At 73.1% G+C, this 20,637-nt stretch carries 20 protein-coding genes and 1 pseudogene; 7 read left to right on the top strand and 14 right to left on the bottom strand.

Annotated features, from left to right (window positions below):
• Positions 1-123: 123 nt before the first annotated feature.
• A pseudogene (locus FGE12_RS17970) lies at positions 124-1,046 on the top strand (IS110 family transposase).
• On the top strand, positions 1,030-1,392 hold the full coding sequence (locus tag FGE12_RS17960; RefSeq protein ID WP_153867737.1) for a transposase: 363 nt from the start codon (positions 1,030-1,032) through the stop codon (positions 1,390-1,392). The pseudogene FGE12_RS17970 and the gene FGE12_RS17960 overlap by 17 nt, the downstream one beginning before the upstream one ends.
• Positions 1,393-1,420: 28 nt before the next feature.
• Here FGE12_RS17960 and FGE12_RS17955 read toward each other — a convergent pair whose 3' ends face one another.
• A complete protein-coding gene (locus tag FGE12_RS17955) occupies positions 1,421-2,434 on the bottom strand; it encodes a TerC family protein (RefSeq protein WP_153867736.1) in 1,014 nt (337 codons plus the stop codon).
• Positions 2,435-2,607: 173 nt separating this feature from the next.
• Positions 2,608-3,552 (bottom strand): PEGA domain-containing protein, encoded by a 945-nt coding sequence (locus tag FGE12_RS17950; protein WP_194798009.1) that lies wholly within the window; start codon positions 3,550-3,552, stop codon positions 2,608-2,610.
• 117 nt (positions 3,553-3,669) lie between these two features.
• Between FGE12_RS17950 and FGE12_RS17945 the strand changes: the two genes are divergently transcribed.
• Positions 3,670-4,227: a hypothetical protein gene (locus tag FGE12_RS17945; protein WP_153867734.1), complete on the top strand. Its 558-nt coding sequence runs from the start codon at positions 3,670-3,672 to the stop codon at positions 4,225-4,227.
• An 81-nt stretch (positions 4,228-4,308) separates the two neighbouring features.
• Here FGE12_RS17945 and FGE12_RS17940 read toward each other — a convergent pair whose 3' ends face one another.
• Entirely contained in the window at positions 4,309-5,835 is a 1,527-nt protein-coding gene (locus FGE12_RS17940) for a cellulose synthase family protein (protein WP_153867733.1), read from the bottom strand.
• A gap of 163 nt (positions 5,836-5,998) precedes the next feature.
• Complete coding sequence (locus tag FGE12_RS17935; RefSeq protein ID WP_153867732.1) at positions 5,999-6,979, bottom strand: D-alanine--D-alanine ligase; 981 nt, start codon at positions 6,977-6,979, stop codon at positions 5,999-6,001.
• Between the two features lie 292 nt (positions 6,980-7,271).
• On the opposite strand from FGE12_RS17935, the gene FGE12_RS17930 reads away from it, so the two are divergent.
• A complete protein-coding gene (locus FGE12_RS17930) occupies positions 7,272-8,105 on the top strand; it encodes an alpha/beta fold hydrolase (protein ID WP_153867731.1) in 834 nt (277 codons plus the stop codon).
• A gap of 15 nt (positions 8,106-8,120) precedes the next feature.
• Here the strand turns inward: FGE12_RS17930 and FGE12_RS17925 are convergent, their stop codons facing one another.
• The 8 genes from FGE12_RS17925 to FGE12_RS17890 all read right to left on the bottom strand — a co-directional run bounded on the left by FGE12_RS17925 (position 8,121) and on the right by FGE12_RS17890 (position 15,767).
• The gene (locus tag FGE12_RS17925; RefSeq protein WP_153867730.1) at positions 8,121-9,206 is read right to left on the bottom strand and encodes a hypothetical protein; all 1,086 of its coding nucleotides are present in this window, start codon (positions 9,204-9,206) and stop codon (positions 8,121-8,123) included.
• A 222-nt stretch (positions 9,207-9,428) separates the two neighbouring features.
• Positions 9,429-10,778, bottom strand: coding sequence for a S41 family peptidase (locus FGE12_RS17920; RefSeq protein ID WP_370459046.1), 1,350 nt, complete (start codon positions 10,776-10,778; stop codon positions 9,429-9,431).
• Positions 10,779-10,802: 24 nt separating this feature from the next.
• A complete protein-coding gene (locus FGE12_RS17915) occupies positions 10,803-11,666 on the bottom strand; it encodes an alpha/beta fold hydrolase (protein WP_194798008.1) in 864 nt (287 codons plus the stop codon).
• A gap of 84 nt (positions 11,667-11,750) precedes the next feature.
• Complete coding sequence (locus FGE12_RS17910; RefSeq protein WP_153867729.1) at positions 11,751-12,893, bottom strand: murein hydrolase activator EnvC; 1,143 nt, start codon at positions 12,891-12,893, stop codon at positions 11,751-11,753.
• A complete protein-coding gene (locus FGE12_RS17905) occupies positions 12,890-13,792 on the bottom strand; it encodes a permease-like cell division protein FtsX (protein WP_194798007.1) in 903 nt (300 codons plus the stop codon). The genes FGE12_RS17910 and FGE12_RS17905 overlap by 4 nt, the downstream gene beginning before the upstream one ends.
• Positions 13,789-14,487 carry a cell division ATP-binding protein FtsE gene (gene ftsE / locus FGE12_RS17900; RefSeq protein WP_153867728.1) on the bottom strand — a complete coding sequence of 233 codons (699 nt, stop codon included), beginning with the start codon at positions 14,485-14,487 and terminating at the stop codon, positions 13,789-13,791. The genes FGE12_RS17905 and ftsE overlap by 4 nt, the downstream gene beginning before the upstream one ends.
• 19 nt (positions 14,488-14,506) lie before the next feature.
• The gene (locus FGE12_RS17895) at positions 14,507-15,061 is read right to left on the bottom strand and encodes a hypothetical protein (RefSeq protein ID WP_153867727.1); all 555 of its coding nucleotides are present in this window, start codon (positions 15,059-15,061) and stop codon (positions 14,507-14,509) included.
• 82 nt (positions 15,062-15,143) lie between these two features.
• Positions 15,144-15,767 carry a molybdenum cofactor guanylyltransferase gene (locus FGE12_RS17890; RefSeq protein ID WP_153867726.1) on the bottom strand — a complete coding sequence of 208 codons (624 nt, stop codon included), beginning with the start codon at positions 15,765-15,767 and terminating at the stop codon, positions 15,144-15,146.
• A gap of 63 nt (positions 15,768-15,830) precedes the next feature.
• On the opposite strand from FGE12_RS17890, the gene glp reads away from it, so the two are divergent.
• From glp to carF, 3 genes are all read left to right on the top strand, one after another.
• The gene (gene glp / locus FGE12_RS17885) at positions 15,831-17,066 is read left to right on the top strand and encodes a gephyrin-like molybdotransferase Glp (RefSeq protein WP_153867906.1); all 1,236 of its coding nucleotides are present in this window, start codon (positions 15,831-15,833) and stop codon (positions 17,064-17,066) included.
• On the top strand, positions 17,063-17,578 hold the full coding sequence (gene mobB / locus FGE12_RS17880; protein ID WP_153867725.1) for a molybdopterin-guanine dinucleotide biosynthesis protein B: 516 nt from the start codon (positions 17,063-17,065) through the stop codon (positions 17,576-17,578). The genes glp and mobB overlap by 4 nt, the downstream gene beginning before the upstream one ends.
• A 158-nt stretch (positions 17,579-17,736) precedes the next feature.
• Complete coding sequence (carF, locus tag FGE12_RS17875) at positions 17,737-18,588, top strand: plasmanylethanolamine desaturase (protein ID WP_153867724.1); 852 nt, start codon at positions 17,737-17,739, stop codon at positions 18,586-18,588.
• Positions 18,589-18,600: 12 nt separating this feature from the next.
• Here carF and murI read toward each other — a convergent pair whose 3' ends face one another.
• On the bottom strand, positions 18,601-19,419 hold the full coding sequence (murI, locus tag FGE12_RS17870; RefSeq protein ID WP_153867723.1) for a glutamate racemase: 819 nt from the start codon (positions 19,417-19,419) through the stop codon (positions 18,601-18,603).
• A gap of 75 nt (positions 19,420-19,494) precedes the next feature.
• Positions 19,495-20,541, bottom strand: a complete 1,047-nt coding sequence (locus FGE12_RS17865; protein ID WP_153867722.1) for a hypothetical protein — start codon at positions 20,539-20,541, stop codon at positions 19,495-19,497.
• Positions 20,542-20,637 lie beyond the last annotated feature (96 nt).

Below are 20,637 nucleotides of genomic sequence, written 5' to 3'. Positions count from 1 at the left end.
AAACCGGGAGAGGGTCGCCGTGCGCGCGCTGAGGCGGTGTCCTCGGGCCTGAGAGTGGCGCCCTCCTCCGGCGTCTTGCGCCCGGACGGCATCGGGAGGCCGGCCCTCAAGCCGAGTCCTCGCATGGACAAGCGTGGGCAGGGACGCCGGCTGCGAGGCTCTCGGGCACCCTCCGTCAGAGGGGGAGGCGGTATGCGCTACGTCGGAGTGGACGTCGCGTCGGAGCGGCACGTGGTGGCGGCAGTGGATGCGCAAGGCGAGGTGCTTCTCAAGCCCACGGCCTTCGGCGAGGACGCGGGCGGGTACCAGAAGCTGCTGGAGCTTTTGGCCTCCCCCGAGGACGTGCTTCTCGTCCTGGAGGCGACGGGCACTACTGGAAAAACCTCTTCGCCTGGCTCGCCGCCCACGGCTTTGCGGTGGCACTCGTCAATCCGCTGCGCACCCGGCGCTTCGCCGAGGAGGACTTGCAGCGCACCAAGACGGACGCCGTCGACGCCCTGGGCCTGGCGCGTTTCGCCCAGCAAAAGCGCCCGCCTCCCACGCGCCTGCCGGAGTCGGCCACGGAGGAGTTGCGTGAGCTGGTGCGCCACCGCGACCGCCTCGTGCAGGAGTTTGGGGACAAGACGCGCCAGTTGCACCGCCTCGTCGACTTGGGCTTTCCCGAATTCACCCGCCACGGGCGCCGGCTGGACTCGGAATTGGCCACCGCGCTTCTCTCGGAGTACCCCACCGCCCGCGCCTTCGCCGCTGCCCGGCCGCGCGCCGTCTCGCACCTCAAGTACGACGGGCGGCACTTCGTCGGCCTCGAGCTCGCCCAGACGCTGATTGCCGCGGCGGGGGCTTCCGTGGGCGCCCACCACGCGCACGCCTACCGCCTCCAGGTGAAGCACGCCTGCCAGGACCTGGACGTGCTGCGTGCGCGCATCCGCGAGCTGGACCGCGACATCGCGGGCACGTTGGAAGCGCACGAGGTGGGCACGCTGCTCACCACCATCGACGGCGTGGGCACCCAGCTCGGCCGCCAAGCGGGTGGCCGAGCTGGGTGACATCACCCGCTTCGAGTCTCCTGCCGCCCTGGTGGCCTGCGTGGGCCTCGCACCGGGCCTGCGCCAGTCGGGCAAGCGCACGTCCTCAAGTGCGTCCCTCTCCCCCATTGGCCACGCGGCGCTGCGTGCCGCGCTGTGGAGGCCCGTCCTCACCGCGGTGAAGAGGAACGCCTGGCTCAAGGCCCACTACGCGCGGCTGCTGTCGCGCGGCAAGCCCCCGAAGCTGGCCCTCACCGCCTGCATGCACAAGCTGCTGCTCGCCATCTACTTCGTCGCCAAGCACCGCCGCCCCTTCATCCCGCAACTGCCCGCTGCGCCACTCGCCGCAGCAGGAGGTACCGCATGAAGAAACGCTTGCTGGAGGTCACGGCATCTCAGGCCTCCTCCACCGGCTGCCCGCGGTGCGCCGCCACCTCGCGCGCCTCGCGCTCGGCCGGGGCGGACGCGGCCGCGCCCGGGTGGCGCTTCGCGTACGAGAACGAGGCGAGGATGGAGGCGACGAGCATGGCCGCGATGACCGCGAGCGAGACGAAGGGGTGCACGTGCACCACGTCCACCAGCGCCATCTTCAGGCCCACGAAGGCGAGGATCCCGGCGAGCCCCACCTTGAGGTAGTGGAAGCGGTCCACCATCCCCGCCAGCAGGAAGAAGAGGCTGCGCAGGCCGAGGATGGCGAAGATGTTCGAGGTGAAGACGATGAAGGGGTCGCGCGTCACCGCGAAGATGGCGGGGATGGAGTCCAGCGCGAACACCACGTCCGTCAGCTCCACCAGCAGCAGCGCCATGAACAGCGGCGTCGCGAGCCAGCGGCCGCCCTCGCGGGCGAAGAAGTGGGGGCCGTGCAGCTGGGTCGTGGAGGGCAGCACGCGGCGGATCATCCCCAGCACGCGGCTCTCCTCCGGGTGCGCCTCCGCGCCCTTGCGCCAGTCCCGGTACAGCTTCACGCCGGTGACGACCAGGAAGGCGCCGAAGACGTAGATGAGCCAGTGGAAGCGCTCGAGCAGGGCCACGCCCGCGAAGATCATCGCCGCGCGCAGCACGAGCGCGCTGAGGATGCCCCAGAACAGCACCCGGTGCTGGTAGATCGCCGGGATCTTCATCGCCCCGAAGATGACGACGAAGATGAAGATGTTGTCGACCGAGAGGCTCTTCTCGATGAGGTAGCCGGTGAGGAACTCGGTGGCCGGCTGCGCACCGAAGCGCCAGAGCACCCCGAGGTTGAAGAGCAGCGAGATGCCCACCCAGATGGCGCTCCACACCGCCGCCTCGCGCACCTTCACCACGTGCGCCTTGCGGTGGAACACGCCCAGGTCCAGGGCCAGCATCGCCAGGACGAAGGCGATGAAGCCGGCCCAGAGGCCCGGGCTGCCGATGCTGTGGATCTCCATGAACGTGCGCTCGCGGGAAGGTGGAGGGCCGCCCATCGGCCCGACCCGCTAGAGGTAAGTCCCCGGCCCTCCGCGCGCGACGAGGTAATGCAGGGCGCTCCTATCGACTGGACCGATAGGGCCCTGCACTCCGGTGCCATATTCCGAACCCTGGGCCCGGAGCCGCGGGCCGCCTAGCGCCGCGCGGGCTGGGCGTGCAGCACGGCGTCGCAGTTGCCGCCGCACACCTCGCCTGGCGTGAAGGGCTGCGCCGTCCCGCCGCCGTGCGTGGCCGCCACCGTGCCCACCACCGCGGCCGTGGCCACCGCGCCCACGCCCGCCCAGACGTACCAGCGCTTGAACCAGGGCGCCGGCGCCGCGAGCGAGGGCGTGGGGGCGAGCGCCCCGGCGGCAGGCTCCTGCGGCAGCGCGCGCGGGGCGAGCGCGATGGCGCCCCCCGCGGCGGCGGCCTCGGGGCGGTCGCTCGCGGCCACCGGGAGGCTGCCGTCCGGGCGCAGCTGCGCGTCCACCCGGTAGTCGCGGCCGGCCTTCACGCTGAGGCGCGAGCGCTCCTCGAAGTAGCCCTCGCGGCTCACCACCACCTCGTGCGCGCCCGGGGTGAGCACCACGTCCGCGAGCGGCGCGGTGCCGGCCGCCTTGCCGTCGATGCGCACGCGCGCGCCCGGCACGTCCGCCCCCACCGCGAGCACGCCCGCCACCGCGACCAGCTGCGCGCCCACCTCGGTGGTCTTGCCCTCGGGCGTGCGCACCCGGGTGCTGAAGTCGCGGTAGCCGGGCCGGCGCACCAGCACGTGGTGCGTGCCGGGGCGCACCGAGACCTCCGCGCCAGGCAGCGCGCCCGCATCGTCCCCGTCCACCAGCAGCCGCGCGCCCTTCAGCCCCGCGGGCAGGCGCACGCGCAGGAAGGTGGGGCGGGTGACCAGCGGCGCGATGAGCTCGTCGTCGTCTTCGGCGGCGGGCGCCGCAGGGGCCGGAGCGGCCTTGGGGTGCGGCGCTGCGGCCCGGGCGGGCTTCTTCGCGGGCGTGAGGGGGGCGAGCAGGCCGTCGTCGTCCGCGCCTGCGGAGGCCGGTGCCCGGGGCGCCTGGGCGAACGCCTGCAGCGGGAGGAGGACGGTCAACAGCGCTGCAAGGGGGGCGCGCGGAAGGGCCATGGCGGGCCAAAGGTTAGAGAGTCACAAGAGGGGGGTCAAACGGACCACCGCCTGCTCTGCCGATTGGTACAAGGAAGCGCCGCCATGCCCTGCGCCCGCCCCGTCCTCGCCGTCACCCTGCTCTGCGCGCCGCTCCTCGCCTGTCCCGGCAAGGCGCCGCCGCGCGGCGAGGGCCCTGCCCCCCGCGTCTTCCACGTGCCCAAGGGCTGCGAGAAGAGCCAGGCGGGCGACTACTACCACGCGCAGAACCCCGCCTTCCGCTACCGCGGCGAGGACGACGGCGGCACGCTGGTGCTCTCGGTGCTGCGCGCGCAGGAGGACGGCGGCGTGCGCGCGGAGGCCACGCCGGATGGAGGCAGCAGCGGCAGCAGCGCGAGCCTCGCCATCCACCTCGAGCGCACGGAGCAGGGCTTCGTCGGCGAGACGCGCGCGGTGGGCTACACGCAGACGGGCGCCGAGTGCCCCATCCGCTTCCCCACCGAGGTGGTCTCCTGCAGCGAGCGCGCCCTCACCCTGCGCGCCGCGGACAAGGCGCTCTTCGACGAGCAGTGCCAGCCCCCGCCGCCCGCGGCCAAGGGCCCCGCGCCCACGCGCACCGAGCAGGTGCTGGTGCGCGGCGCGCCGGACGCGGGCACGCCGTAGCGGCGCCCGAAACGGCTGCGCGCCGCACCGCTCCCCTTCGGGAGGCGGGCGGCGCGCGGGAGGCACCGTGCGGGGAGCCGGCTAGGCGGCGCGGCGGGCCTGCTCCTCGGCCGCGGCCGGGAGCGCCGGCGCGCTCGAGGCGCGGCGCAGGAACTTGAAGCGATCCTGCACGAGGCTGGAGACGCCCACGTAGAGGAAGCCCAGCTGGAAGAGCAGCAGGAAGGGCACCGAGGTGTAGATCTTCACGTCGATGGCGAACCAGAGCGCGCCGGTGAAGTAGAGCGCGAAGAGCATCTCCACCACGGGCATCATCGTCTTGCTGCCCTTGTACGCCTTCTTCACCACCTTCTGCGCCTTGCCCTCGCTGCCGGTCTTCGGCGTGCGCGCGAAGCCGGACTGCTGGTTGAGCAGCGCCTCCATCACGGCCTTGGCGTTGTTGATCGCCATGCCGATACCGAGGCTCATCAGGAAGGGCAGGTACTTCACCCGGTCCCAGCCCTTGTAGCCCTGCTCGCGCTGGGTCGCGAAGTAGAAGAAGGCGACGCTCGCGGTGGCGGTGAGGAAGAAGGGCAGGTCCAGGAACAGCGTGCCGTAGAGGCCGTGCTGGAAGCGCACCACCATGCTCAGCGGCATCATCACGCTGAGCAGCACCAGCAGCAGGTAGGCCGCGTTGTTGGTGAGGTGGAAGAAGGCCTCGCGCTTCACCGCGAGCGGCAGGTCGCTCTTGAGGATGGTGGGCAGCAGCTTCTTCGCCGTCTGGATGGAGCCCTTCGCCCAGCGGTGCTGCTGGCTCTTGAAGGCGTTCATGTCCACCGGCACCTCGGCGGGGGACACCACCTCGGGCAGGAAGATGAACTGCCAGCCCTTGAGCTGGGCACGGTAGCTGAGGTCCAGGTCCTCGGTGAGCGTGTCGTGCTGCCAGCCGCCCGCGTCACCGATGGTCTCGCGGCGCCAGATGCCCGCGGTGCCGTTGAAGTTGAAGAAGCAGTCGGCGCGGTTGCGCGCGGTGTGCTCGATGATGAAGTGGCCGTCCAGCAGGATGCTCTGGGCCTGCGTGAGGATGGAGAACTCGCGGTTCAGGTGGCCCCAGCGCACCTGCACCATGCCCACCTTCGCGTCCGCGAAGAAGGGCACCGTGCGCTTGAGGAAGTCCGGGCTCGGAACGAAGTCCGCGTCGAACACCGCCACGAACTCGCCGCTCGCGCTCTTGAGGCCGTGCTCCAGCGCGCCCGCCTTGTAGCCCGCGCGGTTCTCGCGGTGGATGTAGACGATGTTGTGGCCCTTCTGCCGGTTGCGCTCCACGCACGCCCGCGCGATGGCGCAGGTCTCGTCGGTGGAGTCGTCCAGCAGCTGGATCTCGAGCAGCTCGCGCGGGTAATCGATCTTGCAGACCGAGTCCACGAGCCGCTCCACCACATACATCTCGTTGAAGATGGGCAGCTGGATGGTGACCTTCGGCAGCGCCGCGAGCACTCCCTTGGGCGTCGGCAGCTTGAACTTGTGCCGGTAGTACAGGTACGCCATCCGGTAGCGGTGCGAGCCGTACATCGCGAGCACGCAGAGGACGGTGAAGTACACGCCCAGGAAGATGATCTCGACGGTCGTCATCGGTGTCGCTCAGCCCCTCGCCCCGCTAATTACTTGGAATGACAAGGATTTCCCATTCCAGGCGCAGGTTGGCGCCGGACAATAGAGACGCGTCAGGGCCCTGTCAAACTCCACCCTCCCCTCGCGCACACGGGCCGAAGGAGCCGCTGCACCGCAGGCCCCACTAGACGGCGGCGCGGCGCGGCACAGGGAGCGGCAGGGGGGCGGCGGGCCCGGCAGGCCCGGAGGGCTCGGCCCGGTCGTGGGTGGCGAGGGCGAGCACGCGCTCGAGCAGCTCGGGGAAGCCGAGGCCGGCCTGCGCGGCGATGCGCGGCAGCAGGCTCACGGGGGTGAGGCCGGGCAGCGTGTTCACCTCGAGCACCACGTCGTTCTCCTCCTCCGAGCACAGCAGGTCCACGCGCCCGTAGCCGCGGCAGCCCAGCGCGCGGTAGGCCGCGAGCGCGAGCGCCTCCGCGTTGGCGAGCCGCGTGGGCGAAAGGCGCGGCGGCAGGAAGTAGCGCGCGCCGCCGCGGTACTTCGCCTCGAAGTCGAAGCCCTCGCGCGGGCTCTCCACCTCGCAGCTGCCCAAGACCGCGTCGTCCAGGATGCCCACCGTCACCTCGCGGCCGCGCACGAGGCGCTCCACCAGCGCCTCGCCGCCGTAGCGCGCGGCCTCGCAGATGGCGGCGGCGAGCGCCCCGGGCTCGCACACCCGCGCGAGCCCCACCGAGGAGCCGCCGCGCGCGGGCTTCACCACGCAGGGAAAGCCGAGGTCGCCGTGGCGCTCGAGCAGCTGCGTGGCCGGGGCTGCCGGCGTGCTGTAGCCGTGCGGGGTGGGCACGTTGTGCAGCCGGAAGAGGCGCTTGGCCACGGGCTTGTCCATCGCGAGCGCGCTCGCGAGCACGCCCGAGCCCGTGTAGGGCAGCTCCAGCAGCTCGAGCAGCCCCTGCACCCGCCCGTCCTCCCCCATGCGCCCGTGCAGCGCGAGGAAGGCCACGTCCAGCTCCGCGCCGCGCAGGGCCCGGTCCAGCCCGGGCCCGGCGAAGACGCGCGTCACCGCGTGCCCGCGCGCCTCGAGCGCGGCCACCACCGCCTCGCCCGTCTTGAGGGAGATCTCCCGCTCCTCGCCCCACCCGCCCATCAGCACACCGACTCGCTTGCCCATGTCGTCACGCCTCCTGGCGTGGGGACAGAGCATGCGCGGTGCCAGCCTCCGGCGCGTCCCGCCGGCCACACCCCGCGCGGCGCGTCCCCGAGCGCAGGCGCCTGCGCCCACAGCGCCCCCCTGCGGCCTCGCGGCCTCGCGCCCATGTGGGCCCGTGGGCCGAAGGCCTCGCCGCAGGCCCTGCGCCCGCCCCCTCTCCGGACGAGCCCTCCGGGCAGCGACCAGGGCACGCCTTGCCGCCCCCCTCGGCGCTCCCTATCCGTTCCCGGTTTCCCCCACTGGAGGCGCGCAGATGGCGTACGTGAAAGTCGGCACCGAGAACGGCACTCCCATCGAGCTGTACTACGAGGACCATGGCACCGGGAGACCCGTGGTGCTCATCCACGGCTGGCCCCTGAGCGGGCGCTCCTGGGAGAAGCAGCTGCCCGCGCTCATCGACGCGGGCTACCGGGTCATCACCTACGATCGCCGCGGCTTCGGCCAGTCCTCGCAGCCGTGGCAGGGCTACGACTACGACACCTTCGCCGCAGACCTCCACGCGCTGCTCGAGCACCTGGACCTGCGCGACGCGGCGCTGGTGGGCTTCTCCATGGGCGGCGGCGAGGTGGTGCGCTACCTGAGCCGCTACGGCACGGGCCGCGTCTCCCGCGCGGTGCTCGCGGGCGCGGTGCCGCCCTACCTGCACAAGTCGAAGGACAATCCCGAGGGAGGATTCGACGACGCGGGCATCGCGGGCTTCGAGACGGGCGTGAAGGCGGACCGGCTCGTCTTCCTCGACCAGTTCACCCGCAACTTCTTCTCGGCGAACGGCGAGCTCAAGGTGAGCGAGCCGATGCGCCTGTACGCGCGCGACATCGCCGCGTTCGCCTCGCCGAAGGGCACGCTGGACTGCATCGCCGCGTTCGGGCGCACCGACTTCCGCAAGGACCTGGAGAAGGTCACCGTGCCCACGCTCGTCCTGCACGGCGACGCCGACGGCATCGTGCCCGTGGAGGTGAGTGGCAAGCGCTCGGCCGCGGCGATCAAGAACGCCAAGCTCGTCGTCATCAAGGGCGGCCCGCACGGCTTCAACGTCTCGCATGCCGACGAGTTCAACCGCGCCCTCGTCCAGTTCCTCGCGTCCTGAGCAGTTGGGCCTCACTCAGTCGTCCCTCAGGTCGTCCTCGTCGAGCGGACGGCGCTGCGGCGCCGGCGCCTCCACTGCGGCCGGGGGCTCTGGCGGTGGCGCCGGCGTGCGGACGGACGCGGCCGCAGGCGCGATGGCGCGCGAGGCTCGCTCCGGCGGACGCAGCGCAGGTTCGGCGGTCCGCGCAGCAGGCACGTCCTCGCGCGTGGACGGGCCCGTCGCTCGCGCGGGGTAGGCGACGCGCACGGCCACCGCGTCCGCACGCGCGGCGGAGCTCTCTTCACCCGCGCCTGTCCTCTCCTCGCGCCCCGCGGTCACGTCCGCTCCGCCCGGAGGATCCGCGGGCCACGGCCTCTCCCGCGGCGGCTCGTCGCGCTTCCCGGAGCGCGGGTGGGGGCTCGAGAGCGCGAGGTAGCCGCCCGTGCCCGCACACGCGAGCCCCACCAGCACGCCCACGTCCGCCATCACCGTGAAGCGCCGGCTGCCGGCGCGCAGCTCTCCCGCGAGCGCGGAGTCCGGTGGCAGCACCCGTCCCGCGGCCTCGCGGCTCGAGGCCTCGTGCGCGAAGAGCACCCCGCCGGTGAGCAGCAGCGCGCCCGTGGCTACCAGCGCGAAGCCGACGCCCCGGCGAAGCCCTATCCCGCGAGCCTCCGTGCCCGGCGCGGGCGTGCTGCGGGGGGCGGGCGCCCAGGGTGCGTCCGCCGCCTCCTCCGGAGCGAGCTGCAGGGAGGAGATCCACACCCGTCGCACGGGCGGCGCCCGCACGAGCTCCGGTGCGCCCTCCTCCTGGGCGCGGCCCCGCACGCGCTCGAGCGCGGCGAGCGCCTCGGGCGGGAAGTGGTTCTGCGAGAAGGACGCGGAGGGGTACACGGCGAGCAGCCGCTGCGCCTCGCGCAGGGCCTCGTCCTCCTCACCCCGGGCCCACTGCGCCGCCAGCTCCAGCTCCCACGCCTCGCGCTCCGCCTCACCGCGCCGCGAGGGACGCTCGAGGGCGAACGCCGCGCGCGCCCGGCGCGCGTGCGCGAGCGCAGCGTCCATGTCCAGGGCGTCGTACGCGCGCCGCGCCTCCTCGAGCGCGGCGCAACCGGAAGAAGCCCGCACCTCTGCGGCGCACGGTCCCGCGTCCGCCCGGCGCGCGGGCTGCACCGCAGGCCTCCACGCCCTCCCCTGCGCCACGGCCGGCCCCGCTGCGAGCCAGCCCACCAGCACTCCGGCCAGCGCCGCACGCGGCGCGCCTTCCCTGCTCCCGCCCATCGCCACCCTCCCGGCCCCACCCCTTCGCACTTCAGGGCCCGGAAGCCGGCGTAGCACCCACCCCTGACGCTACTTCGCCTGGCCCACGCGCATGGGCGCGGCAGGCGCTGTTTCCAGCACCCCGTGCAGGTAGTCCAGGGCCGTGCGCAGGGCGAGGTCCTTCATGCCCGTGGTCGCCGCCCACTCCGGCACGCTGTGCTCCGCCGGGGTGATGGGCACCGGGGTGCTGCGCGCGGCGACGGCGGGCTCCGCCTTGAAGTGGCGCTGCAGGTCGCGCTCGTACACCGCGCCCTTCGCCTCGTCGGCGTCCGGCACGAGGTAGTCCGGCGTGATGCCCTTCTCCTGGATGCTGCGGCCGGAGGGCGTGTAGTAGCGCGCCACGGTGAGCTTGAGGCCGGAGCCGTCCTCGAGCTCGATGACGGTCTGCACGCTGCCCTTGCCGAAGGTCTGCGAGCCCATCACCACGGCGCGGTGGTGGTCCTGCAGCGCGCCGGCGACGATCTCGGAGGCCGAGGCGCTGCCCGCGTTCACCAGCACCACGAGCGGGTACGGAGGCTCGGTGTCGCGGTCGCGGCTGCGCTCCACGGTGGCGCCGCGGCCGTTTCGCCCGCGGGTGCTCACGATGGTGAGGTTGCCGGGCAGGAAGCGATCGCTCACCGCCACCGCCTCGTCCAGGAGGCCGCCCGGGTTGTTGCGCAGGTCCAGCACCAGCCCGCGCAGGGGCTTGCCGCCGTTGAGCCCGCGCAGCCGCTCCAGCTCCTTGCGCAGCTGCTGGTCCGTGTGGTCCTGGAAGTTCTTCACCCGCACGTGGCCGATGCCCTCGTAGAGCGCGCCCTCCACGCACACCACGCGCACGTGCTCGCGCACCACGGGGATGTCCTGCGGGGTGCGAAAGCCCTCGCGCAGGATGCCCAGCGTCACGCGCTCACCGGCGGGGCCGCGCAGGCGGCGCATCGCCACGGCCAGGTCCATGCCCTGCGTGCTCTCCCCGTCGATGCGCACCAGCTCGTCGCCCGCGCGGAGGCCGGCGCGCGCCGCGGGGGCATCGTCCAGCGGGGCCACCACCACGAGCTTGTCGCCCTTTCGGGCAATCTCCATCCCCAGGCCGCCGAACTCGCCCGAGGTGTCCATCTTCAGCTCGCGGAACACGTCCGGGGGCAGGAACACCGTGTGCGGGTCCAGCGTGTCCAGCATCCCCTGGATGGCGCCGTACACGAGCTTCTTGCGGTCCGGCTCCTCGACGTAGCTGTTCTCCACGTAGGAGAGCACGCGCGAGAACAGCTCGAGCTGGCGGTAGGTCTCCTCCGAGTGCGGCGGCCGCTCGTCCGGCTGCGCGAGCGCGGGGCGCGCACCGAGCAGCCCCGCGAGCAGCAGGGCCGCGGAGCAGAGCGCGCGCAGGCGGGGGGCGAGAGGAGTCACGGCGCAGGACTCTAGCACCCGCCGCTACAGCCCCGATGCGTCCGCGAAGGCGACGAGGTGGGATACGAGCTCTGCCGGACGCTCCATCTGCGGGATGTGCCCGAAGCCCTCCACCACCTGGATCTCCGCGTGCGAGGGCAGGTGCGCCCGGAAGTAGTCGAGGCTCTCGTAGGGCAGCAGCTTCTCGCTCGCGCCCCACAGCAGCAGCGTGGGCATCTGCAGGCCGCCGAGCACCGCCGGTGCGAGCGCGGCGCGCGCCTCCAGCGCCTCCTGGGCAATCGCGCGCACGGTGGGCGTCCCGTAGAACTTGCGCAGCTCGTGCGCGAAGAGCAGCAGGGCTGCGGGCGGCGCGTGGAAGAGGCGCCGGGTGAGGGCGCGCGCGTCTGCGGCGGTGCGCACCCCGATCATGTCGTGCAGCACCTGGTCGAGCCGGCCGGGCGGCAGGTCCGCTCCCGCGGGGGCCACCAGCGCGAGCGCCCGCACGAGCTCGGGCGACTCGGCCGCGAGCTCCACCGCCATGGCTCCGCCCAGCGAGTTGCCCACCACGTACGAGGGGGCCCCCACCACCTCGCGGCAGAAGGCCTGCAGCGCCTCGAACTGCGAGCGCACGCAGATGGGGCCGCCGCACAGCTCGGGCGAGAAGCCGTGGCCCGGCAGGTCCACCGCGAGCACCTGGCGGAAGCGCTTCGCCAGCGGGAACAGCACCCGCGAGAAGCCGTTCGCCGTGCCGCCCAGCCCGTGCACCAGTACCACCGGAGGGCCCGAGCCCTCGCCCTTCAGCCGGTAGGTGTGCAGCGTCTGGCCGCCCGCGCGCACGAACACCGACTCCACGCCGCGCGCCACCAGCATCTGCCGCAGGGCCTTCTGAAGACTGCCGAGGAGATCCACGACTTCAGTCCTTCCCGTTCGAGCCTCTCTCGCCAAGGCTAACGGGGACGACTCTACGCCGCAGCGCGTCGAAGCTGCAGTCGCTCAGTGCGGGGAACGTCCGCCCGCAAGCCATACGGACGGGTCCACCGCGTCGCCGCGCTTGCGGATCTCGAAGTAGAGGTAGGCCCCCTTGAGCGAGCCGGTGTCCCCCACCGCCCCGACGGGCTCGCCCGCGGCGACGCTCGCGCCCAGGGCGGGCCTCACGCTCGCGAGGTGCGCCATGAGCGAGTGGTAGCCGTCCCCGTGGTCGAGGATGAGCAGGTTGCCGTAGCCGCGCAGCCAGCCCGCGTAGGCCACCTTCCCCGGGGCCACCGCGTACACGGGCGTGCCCAGGGGCGCGCGGATGTCCATGCCCTTCTGCACCGTGACGGTGTTGAAGCGCGGGTTGACCACCTTGCCGAAGCCCACCTCCACGAGCCCCGGCGTGGGGAACGGGAGCTTGCCGCGCAGCGCGCCGAAGCCGCTGGTGGGCAGGCGCTCCTCCATGTCCTCGAGCAGCCGGGTGAGCTCCAGCTCGGCCTCCTCCAGCTCGCGCACCACGCGCCGCGCCTGGCTCGCCTCGCTGCTCAGGCTCTCCAGCACGTCCTGCAGCGCGAGCCGCTGCCCTTCCGCCTGGGCCGCCTGCGCGCGCAGGAAGGCGAGCTGGCCGGAGAGCCCATCGCGAAGGCGCGCGAGCTCCCCCACCGCGCGCCGCTGCATCGCCGCGGCGGCCCGCGCGCTCTGCAAGAGCGAGAGGTCGCTCGCGAGCGTGGCCTTGAGCGCGCGGCTGCGCCAGATGAGCCCCGCGAAGTCCTGCGCGCTGAGCAGCGCCTCGAGCGGCTGGCGCCGGGTGAGCCGGTAGAAGCCCCACAGCCGCGGCCCCAGGCGCTGCAGCTGCACGTGCAAGAGCGCTCCGGTGAGGGCCTCCTCGCGCTCGGCCACCTGCAGCCGGCGCCGCGAGGTGGCGAGGTCGCGCTCGAGGGCGCGCACCCGCTGCGCGCTCGCCGCGGCGGACTGCTGCAGCAGCTCCACCGAGGCGAGCACCGAGACCTTCTTCGACGCGATGAGCGCGAGCGCGGCGCGCTGCGCCTCCAGCCGCTCGCGCACCACCTCGCGCTCGGTGGCCTCGTCCGTGGCGTGCGCGGGCAGCGCGAGCGCGAGCCCGAGCAGCAGCACGAGCAGGACTGGACCCCTGCGCGCGCTCATACCCGCAGGAAGCGCCCCACGGCCACGAAGCTGCCGCCCAGCCCCAGCGCGCACCCGCCGGCGAGCAGCTCCAGCGCGAGCGAGGTCTGCACCAGGGGCGCGGAGCCTCCGGGCGCCTGCAGGAAGGAGAGGAGCTGCGCGAGCGAGGGGCCCACCAGGTGCCCGAACGCCGCGAGCGCCCCCAGCGCCACGCCCGCCCCGAGCAGCCCCTGCAGCAGCCCCTCGAGGAGGAAGGGCGCCTTGACGAAGCGGTCCGTCGCGCCCACCAGCTTCTGGATCTCGATCTCCGTGCGCCGCGCGTAGATGGCCAGCTGCAGCGTGGCCGCGACGATGATCACCGTGGTGAGGCCCACGACCAGCGCCGCCACCCAGCCTCCGTAGGTGAGCGCGCGCGCGATGGCGCTGAGCCGCTCCACCGCCTCCTCGCCGTAGTCCACGCCGCTCACCCCGGGCAGCGCCCGCAGCTCGGTCGCGAGCGTGCGCAGCGCGCCGGGGGTGCGGCTCTCGGGAGGCACCTGCAGCTCGAGCGAGGCGGGCAGCGGGTTCTCCGGCAGCTGCGAGAGCGTCTCGCCCAGGTCGCCGAGCTCCCGGCGCAGCCGCGCGAGCGCCTCCTCCGGAGGCACGAGGCGCACCTCACCCCTCGAGCGCCGCTGCAGCTCCGCGCGCACCCGCTGCACGCCCTGCGCATCCAGCCCCGGCGCCAGGTACACCGTCAGCTGCACCTCGCCGCCGAGGCTCGAGAGCAGGCCCTGCACGCGGTCCGCCGCCACGTGCGCGAGCCCCGCGGCGAAGAGCGCGATGGCGATGGTGAGCACGGCGATGAAGTGCACGAAGGGCGCGTGGCGGATGCCGCCGGCCGCCGAGCGCAGGAAGTAGCGCGCCTTGGCCGCCGCGCTCACTCGAGCCCCACCATGCGCCGCGCCGCCTTCACGCCGTCCTCGTCCGAGACGATCTGCCCGCGCTCGAGCCGCACCGTGCGCTTCTGGTAGCGGCTGAGCAGCGTGGCGTCGTGGGTGGCCACCACCACGGTGGTGCCGCGCACGTTCACCGCGGAGAGCAGGTCCATGATCTCCACCGTGAGCGCCGGGTCCAGGTTCCCCGTGGGCTCGTCCGCGAGCAGGATGGTGGGGTCGTTCACGAGCGCGCGCGCGATGACCACGCGCTGCTGCTCGCCGCCCGACAGGCGCAAGGGGTAGGTGCCCGCCTTGTGCTCGAGCCCCACGCGCTTGAGCATCCGGTGCACGCGCTCGCGGGCCTCGGCGCGCGGCACGCCCAGCACGTCCAGGGTGAAGGCCACGTTGTCCTCCACCGTGCGGTGGGGCAGCAGCTTGAAGTCCTGGAACACCACGCCGATGTTGCGGCGCAGGAAGGGGATGGCGCTCTCACGGATGCGCGCCGTGTTGCGCCCGCCCACCAGCACCTGGCCGCGCGTGGCCTTCTCCGCGCAGAAGATGAGCTTGAGCAGCGTCGTCTTGCCCGCGCCCGAGGGCCCGGTGAGGAAGACGAACTCGCCCTTCTCGATCTGCAGGTTGATGTCCGTGAGCGTCGGCGGATCGCCCGGGTAGGACTTGGAGACGTGGAACAGCTGGATCATCGGCTGCGCCCGTACAGGCCTACGAGTCGCCTTCGCCCGCGAGGTAGCTGAGGATGACCTCGTCCAGGCTCTTCTCGCTGATGAGGTCCTCGCCGAACAGCGTCTCCACGCCCACCTCGTTGATGCGCGGCTGGCTGGGGAGCGCGCGCGCGGCGAGCACCTCGGGGGGCAGGGGCGGCTGCGGCGGGGGCGTGGGCTGCGAGGGGCGCTGCGCCATGGACTGGCCCGGCTGCAGCTTCACGCGCGAGGCGTCCTCGGCGCTGGCGAGCTGGCCCGGCTGGTAGTGGCGGCTCGCGGTGTCGAAGCTGTCGTAGACCCCGTTGATGAGGTTGCGCAGCATCTCCTTGTGCTGCTCCTCCATCAGCTCGCGCACCACCTCCGCGAGGTTCTCCGCGTTGAGGATGTCCGCGTAGGAGGTCTTCTTCGACGCGAGGATGTTCCCGCCCACGAACAGGTGCGTGATGATGTGGGGGTTGTTCACGCCCGAGTCCTCGGTCTGGACGTGGTAGACCTTCCCCTTGTGCTTGATGTTGTGGTTGAAGCCGGTGACGGCTTTTTCGAAGGTCTTCGACATGCGCGGGGTGCGGGACGCTAGCAGTGGGGTCCCGTCGGCACAACTTCGCAGTCGCCCCCCTGCAAGGCCTCCGGAAGACCTCTCACGGGCGCTGCACCCCGAGTGAGTCCAGGTCTTCCGGCGTGTTCACGCTGCGCACGCTCGCCAGCTCCGGGTCCACCGCGCGCAAGGCCGCCTCCTCCAGGACGGTCACGGGCTCCGCCGCGAGCAGCTGCGTGAAGGAGGGGCCGCGCTCGCCCGAGAGCAGGGGCCCCCAGCGCGGGGCGAGCGCGGCGCGGTAGAGCGCCAGCAGGGGCTCCAGCCGTCCGCCCACGCGGTACAGCACCGCCATACCTCCCTCCGCGCGCGCGGCGAGGAGCGGCGCGAGCGCGGCCCGCGTGACGAAGGGCATGTCGCACCCCAGCGCCAGCACCCAGGGCGTGCGAGCGTGCGCGAGCGCCGCGTGGACCCCGCCCGGCGCCCCCCGCCCCGGGATGACATCCGCCACGGTCTCGAGGCCCCAGCGCGCGTAGGGCGCGGGGTCCCCCGTCACCAGCAGCACGCGCGCGAAGCCGGGCGCGAGCTGCAGCTGGTGCTCGAGCAGCGTGCGCCCCCGCCAGCGCAAGAGCCCCTTCGCCACCCCGCCGAGGCGCGAGCCGCGGCCTCCGGCAATCAGCGCGAGCGTGGTGTCGGAGGCGGCGGCGGAGCTTTCGGAGGCGGACGTCATGGCGGGCACGGGGCAGCATGCCCCACCCGGGTGCGCCCCGCGCACGCTAGGCTCCCCCTCGTGATGCCCCTCGAACAGGCCCGCGCGCGCGCCCTCGCGCTCGGCGTGCCGCTGCCCCCCGTCCCGGTGCCGCTCGCACTCGCCTGGGGCCGCTACCTCGCCGAGCCGCTCGCGGCCACGCGCGCCCTGCCCGGCTACGACAACTCGGCCATGGACGGCTACGCGGTGCGCTGGGCGGAGACGCGAGGCGCCACGCGCGATGCGCCCGCGCGCCTGCGCGTGGTGGGCACCTGTGCCGCCGGCGCCCTCCCCGCCTTTTCGCTCGCCCCGGGCGAGGCGGCGCGCATCTTCACCGGCGCGCCCCTGCCCGCGGGCGCGGACGCGGTGGTGCGCCAGGAGGCCGCGCGGCCCACGGGTCCTGAGGGCGGTGAGGTCCTGCTCTTCGTCACCGCGCGCCCGGGAGAGCACGTGCGAAGGCGGGGCGAGGAGCTCGCGGAGGGGGCGCCCCTCTTCCCCGCGGGCCTGCGCCTCGAGTCCGCCGCGCTCGGGGTGCTCGCGAGCCTCGGGCTCTCGCACGCCCGGGTGCGCCCGGCCCCGCGCGTGGCCCTGCTCACCGTGGGGGACGAGCTGCTCGAGGCGGGCACCCCCGCGCTCTCGCACCAGGTCTACGACAGCAACCGCGCGCTGCTCACGGGCCTGTGCCTCGAGGCGGGCGCGCAGGTGGTGCACGCGGCGCGCGCGAGCGACGAGCCCGAGGCCATCTCCCGGGCGTTCGAGGCGGCGCGCGCGGCCGGCGTGGACCTGCTCGTCACCAGTGGCGGGGCCTCGGTCGGAGACCGCGACCGGGTGAAGGCCGCGCTGCGCGAGGGCGGCGCCACCCTCGAGGTGGACGGCGTGGCGCTCAAGCCGGGCAAGCCCGTGGGACTCGCGCGCTGGGGAGGCCTTCCGGTGCTGGTGCTGCCGGGAAACCCGGGCGCGGCCACCGTGGCCTTCGATCAGCTGGGCCGCACGCTCCTGCTCGCGCTGCAGGGCGTGCGCGAGGAGCGCAGGTGCGTGCGCGTGCGGCTGCGCGAGGCGCGGCACAAGCAGGCCGGCCTCACCTACCTGCTCAGCGCGCGGCAGCAGGGAGGCGAAGCCCACATCCGGCCCCAGGGCGCAGGCCAGCTGCTGCAGAACGTGGGCGCCGAGGGCTGGGTGGTGCTGCCCGCGGGCCGCGCGGACTTTCCCGCGGGCGAGGAGGTGTCGCTCGAGCTCTTCGCCCACCCGGTCACGCACGCGCTCGCGCTCGAGGGCGCATGAGCGGCGTGCCCTGCGTGGCCGTGGTGGGCTGGTCCGGCGCGGGCAAGACGACGCTGCTCGAGCGGCTCGTCCCGCTCCTCGCGGCGCGCGGGCTGCGCGTCGCCGTGCTCAAGCACTCCTCGCACCCGCACCCGCTGCAGCGCGCGGGCAGCGACAGCGCGCGGCTCGGGGCGGCGGGCGCGCGGGCCACGGGCTTCGCCACCCCCGAGGGGCTGCAGCTCACCCTGCCCGGAGACCCGGCGGCGCTATTCCGCGCACTGCTCGCGCGCGCCGAGGGGCTCGTGGACCTGGTGCTGGTGGAGGGCTGGAAGGATGCGCCCCTGCCGAAGCTCGAGGTGTGGCGCGAGGGGCTGGACGCGCCGCTCGCCTGCAGCCGCGCGGACATCGGCCTGCTGGTGCTCTCGGGTGAGACACCCGCCGGGCTCCCCGCACAGCTGCCCACCCTGGCCCCGGATCGGCTTGACGCGATCGCGGACTGGGTGCAGCGGGTGGGAGCGACGGCGTCCCTCTGAGAGCCGGGCTCATCTGCGGCAAAAGCGCGGCTCGCTGACCGGCCCGTGACGCGCTGCAGGCGAGCGTTGGAGCGGCTGGAATGCCGCCCGGCATTCGTTCGATACTGGAAAGGCCCTAGTCTCGCGCGCTGCACCCCTCACCCGAGCACAGACCCGACATGAACGACCGCGCCCCCTCCTCCCTGCGTCAGCAAGACGCTCACGCCCTGGCCCAGGGCTACAGCCCGGCCATCCGTGCGATGGAGATCGCGAGCATCGTGACGTTCGTCTCGCTCGAGCTCTTCCTCGTGTACCGCATCTGGGGCAATCCCTTCCTCAGCCCGCTGCTCGTGCTGGGCGCGCTGGTGCTGGGCTACCTCGCCGCGGACTTCGTCTCCGGCTTCGTGCACTGGGCGGGCGACACCTGGGGCTCCACCGAGATGCCCCTGCTGGGCAAGGCCTTCATCCGCCCCTTCCGCGAGCACCACGTGGACGAGAAGGCGATCACCCGCCACGACTTCGTGGAGACCAACGGCAACAACTGCCTCGTCTCGATCCCGGTGGCGATCATCGCGGTGCTGCTGCCGCACTCGAGCGCGCTGTGGCTCTTCGCCTCGGCGGCGCTGGGCTCGATGATCTTCTGGGTGATGGCGACCAACCAGTTCCACAAGTGGTCGCACCTGGACGCGCCGGGCCCGGTGGTGGGGCTGCTGCAGCGGCTGCACCTCATCCTGCCGCCGGACCACCACCGCGTGCACCACACGGCGCCCTTCAACAAGTACTACTGCATCACCGTGGGCTGGATGAACAAGCCGCTGAGCATGGTCCACTTCTTCCCGCTCGCCGAGCGCCTCATCACCCGCATCACGGGCCTGCTGCCGCGCCAGGACGACATCGGCGCGGAGGCGGCGCGCCAGCTGGTGCAGGAGACCGAGGTGCCGCTGCCGGAGGTGGTGAGCGCCGCGCGCGAGCTGCTGCAGGGCGGCTCCGAGGAGCCCGAGCACCTGCCCGCGGTCCTGCGCGCGCGCTGAGGGCGCGGGCGCCTAGAAGGTCAGGTCCACCTGCTCGGCCGCAGAGATGGGCCGGCCGAGGAAGCGCGCCCCCACCTCCACGAAGCGCTCGGGCACGTCCGTCACGTAGTAGGCGTGCTCGGGCGTGCGGGCGCTCGCGAGCTGCCCGTCCTGCGCGAGCCGCTGGGCCACCGCCTCGGCCGTGGCCTCGGCGCTGTCCACCAGCGCCACCTGCGGCCCCACGGCCGCGGCGATGACGCCCTTGAGCAGCGGGTAGTGGGTGCAGCCCAGCACCAGCGTGTCCACGCCCTCGCGCGCGAAGTCCGCGAGGTACTCGCCCGCCACGAGCCGCGGCACGTCTCCGCCCGTCCAGCCCTCCTCCGCGAGCGGCACGAAGAGCGGACAGGCGCGGGCGCGCACCCGCACGCCGCCCGCCTCCAGCGCGCGCTGGTAGGCGCCCGAGCGGATGGTGCCCGGCGTGCCGATGACGCCCACCGTGCCGCCGCGCGTGCGCGCGAGCGCCGCCTTCGCGCCCGGGGCGATGACGCCCACCACCGGCACGCGCAGCGCGCTCGAGAGCGCGGGCAGGGCCACCGCGGAGGCCGTGTTGCAGGCGACCACCAGCAGCTTGATGCCCCGCTCCACGAGGAACTCGGCGTTCTTGAGCGAGTAGCGGGTGACCACGTCGCCGCTCTTGGTGCCGTAGGGCACGCGCGCCGTGTCGCCCAGGTACACCGTGCTCTCGTGGGGCAGCCGCTCCATCAGCGACTTGAGGACGGTGAGGCCTCCCACGCCGGAGTCGAAGACGCCGACGGGAGCCTGGGCATCGGGGGTGTGGCTGAGAGGACGCATGCAGGGGCTGCGTATCACGATTGATGCCAGGCGAAACGGCGCGAGGGCCGGGGGTGGCCCCGGCCCTCGCGTGTCCTACTGCGCCTTGTACAGGGGCACCTCGAAGGCGGCCGAGGCGGGCACCTGCTCGTACGCGCTCACCGTGAAGCGCTTGGGGTTGCTCGTGCTGGAGAGGTAGCTGCCGCCCGGGCCGCTGGCCTTCACGTAGATGCTGTAGGTGCCGGGGCGCAGGTAGTTGAGGGTGACGGGGGCCTCCTTGCAGCCGAACTCGAGCCCCGCGTCGCCGTAGAGGAACTTGCCGCTCGCGTCCTGCACGTTGATGGCGACCTTGGTGAGGCCGGCGTCGTCGCAGCTGAGCTTGGTGCCGCCCGAGGTGTAGGGCTGCCACTTGAGGGCGGCGGTGCCCACGGCCCACAGGCTGTAGTCCGCGAACACCGGCTTGCCGCTCACCGTCTGCAGCGTGCCGACGTAGTGCGAGAGGGCGAGCTCGTTGCCGGAGGAGTCGTAGCCGCCCGCCACGATCTCGATCTCGTGCGTGCCCGGCTGCAGGTACTGGGTGAGCACCCCCTCCTCCCCCGTGCCGTCTGCGCAGCTGAACGAGCCCCAGGTCTGGTCGATGCGCACCCACACGTCCGTGACGCCCGCCTGGTAGCAGCTGGGGCGCGCGTAGCCGTTGGCCGCGGGCAGCGTCCAGTACAGGTAGGCGTAGGAGCTGGGCCCACCCACGGGAGTGAGGTCCACCGACACGCGCACGTCGCCGTTCACGCGGAAGTTGCCGGTGGCGGCGTAGGTCACGTCGCCCAGCTGGTTCACCGCCTCGAGCTTGAAGCTGTAGGTGCCGGGGCGGAAGTCGTGCAGCTCGATGCCGTCGTAGCCCGCCGTGTTGCAGGCGTAGTAGCCGTCGTTCGCGAGCGTCTCGCCGGGGATGGTGACCTGGATGCCGTGGATGTCCGGCATCTGCGCACAGAAGCGCCCGGCGATGGTCCACGTGAAATTCACGTCTCCGCCCAGTGCGCTGCTGTCGTAGCCGCCGTCGCACTCGTAGCAGTCACCGGGGGTGACGACACACGCGGGGGCGAGCACTGCGAGTCCGAGGAATGCAGTGAGGAGCTTGGCGTTCATGGCGGGTTCCTGTGGGGATCCGCGGTGGACCCATCCGTCCACCGCACGCCCCCTCGGACGCCCGCTCGCTGGAAATATTCAACGTGCAGCCGCAGG

The sequence above is a fragment of the Aggregicoccus sp. 17bor-14 genome, from assembly GCF_009659535.1.
GTDB lineage: Bacteria > Myxococcota > Myxococcia > Myxococcales > Myxococcaceae > Aggregicoccus.
This window is presented reverse-complemented; position numbering and strand designations above follow the sequence as displayed.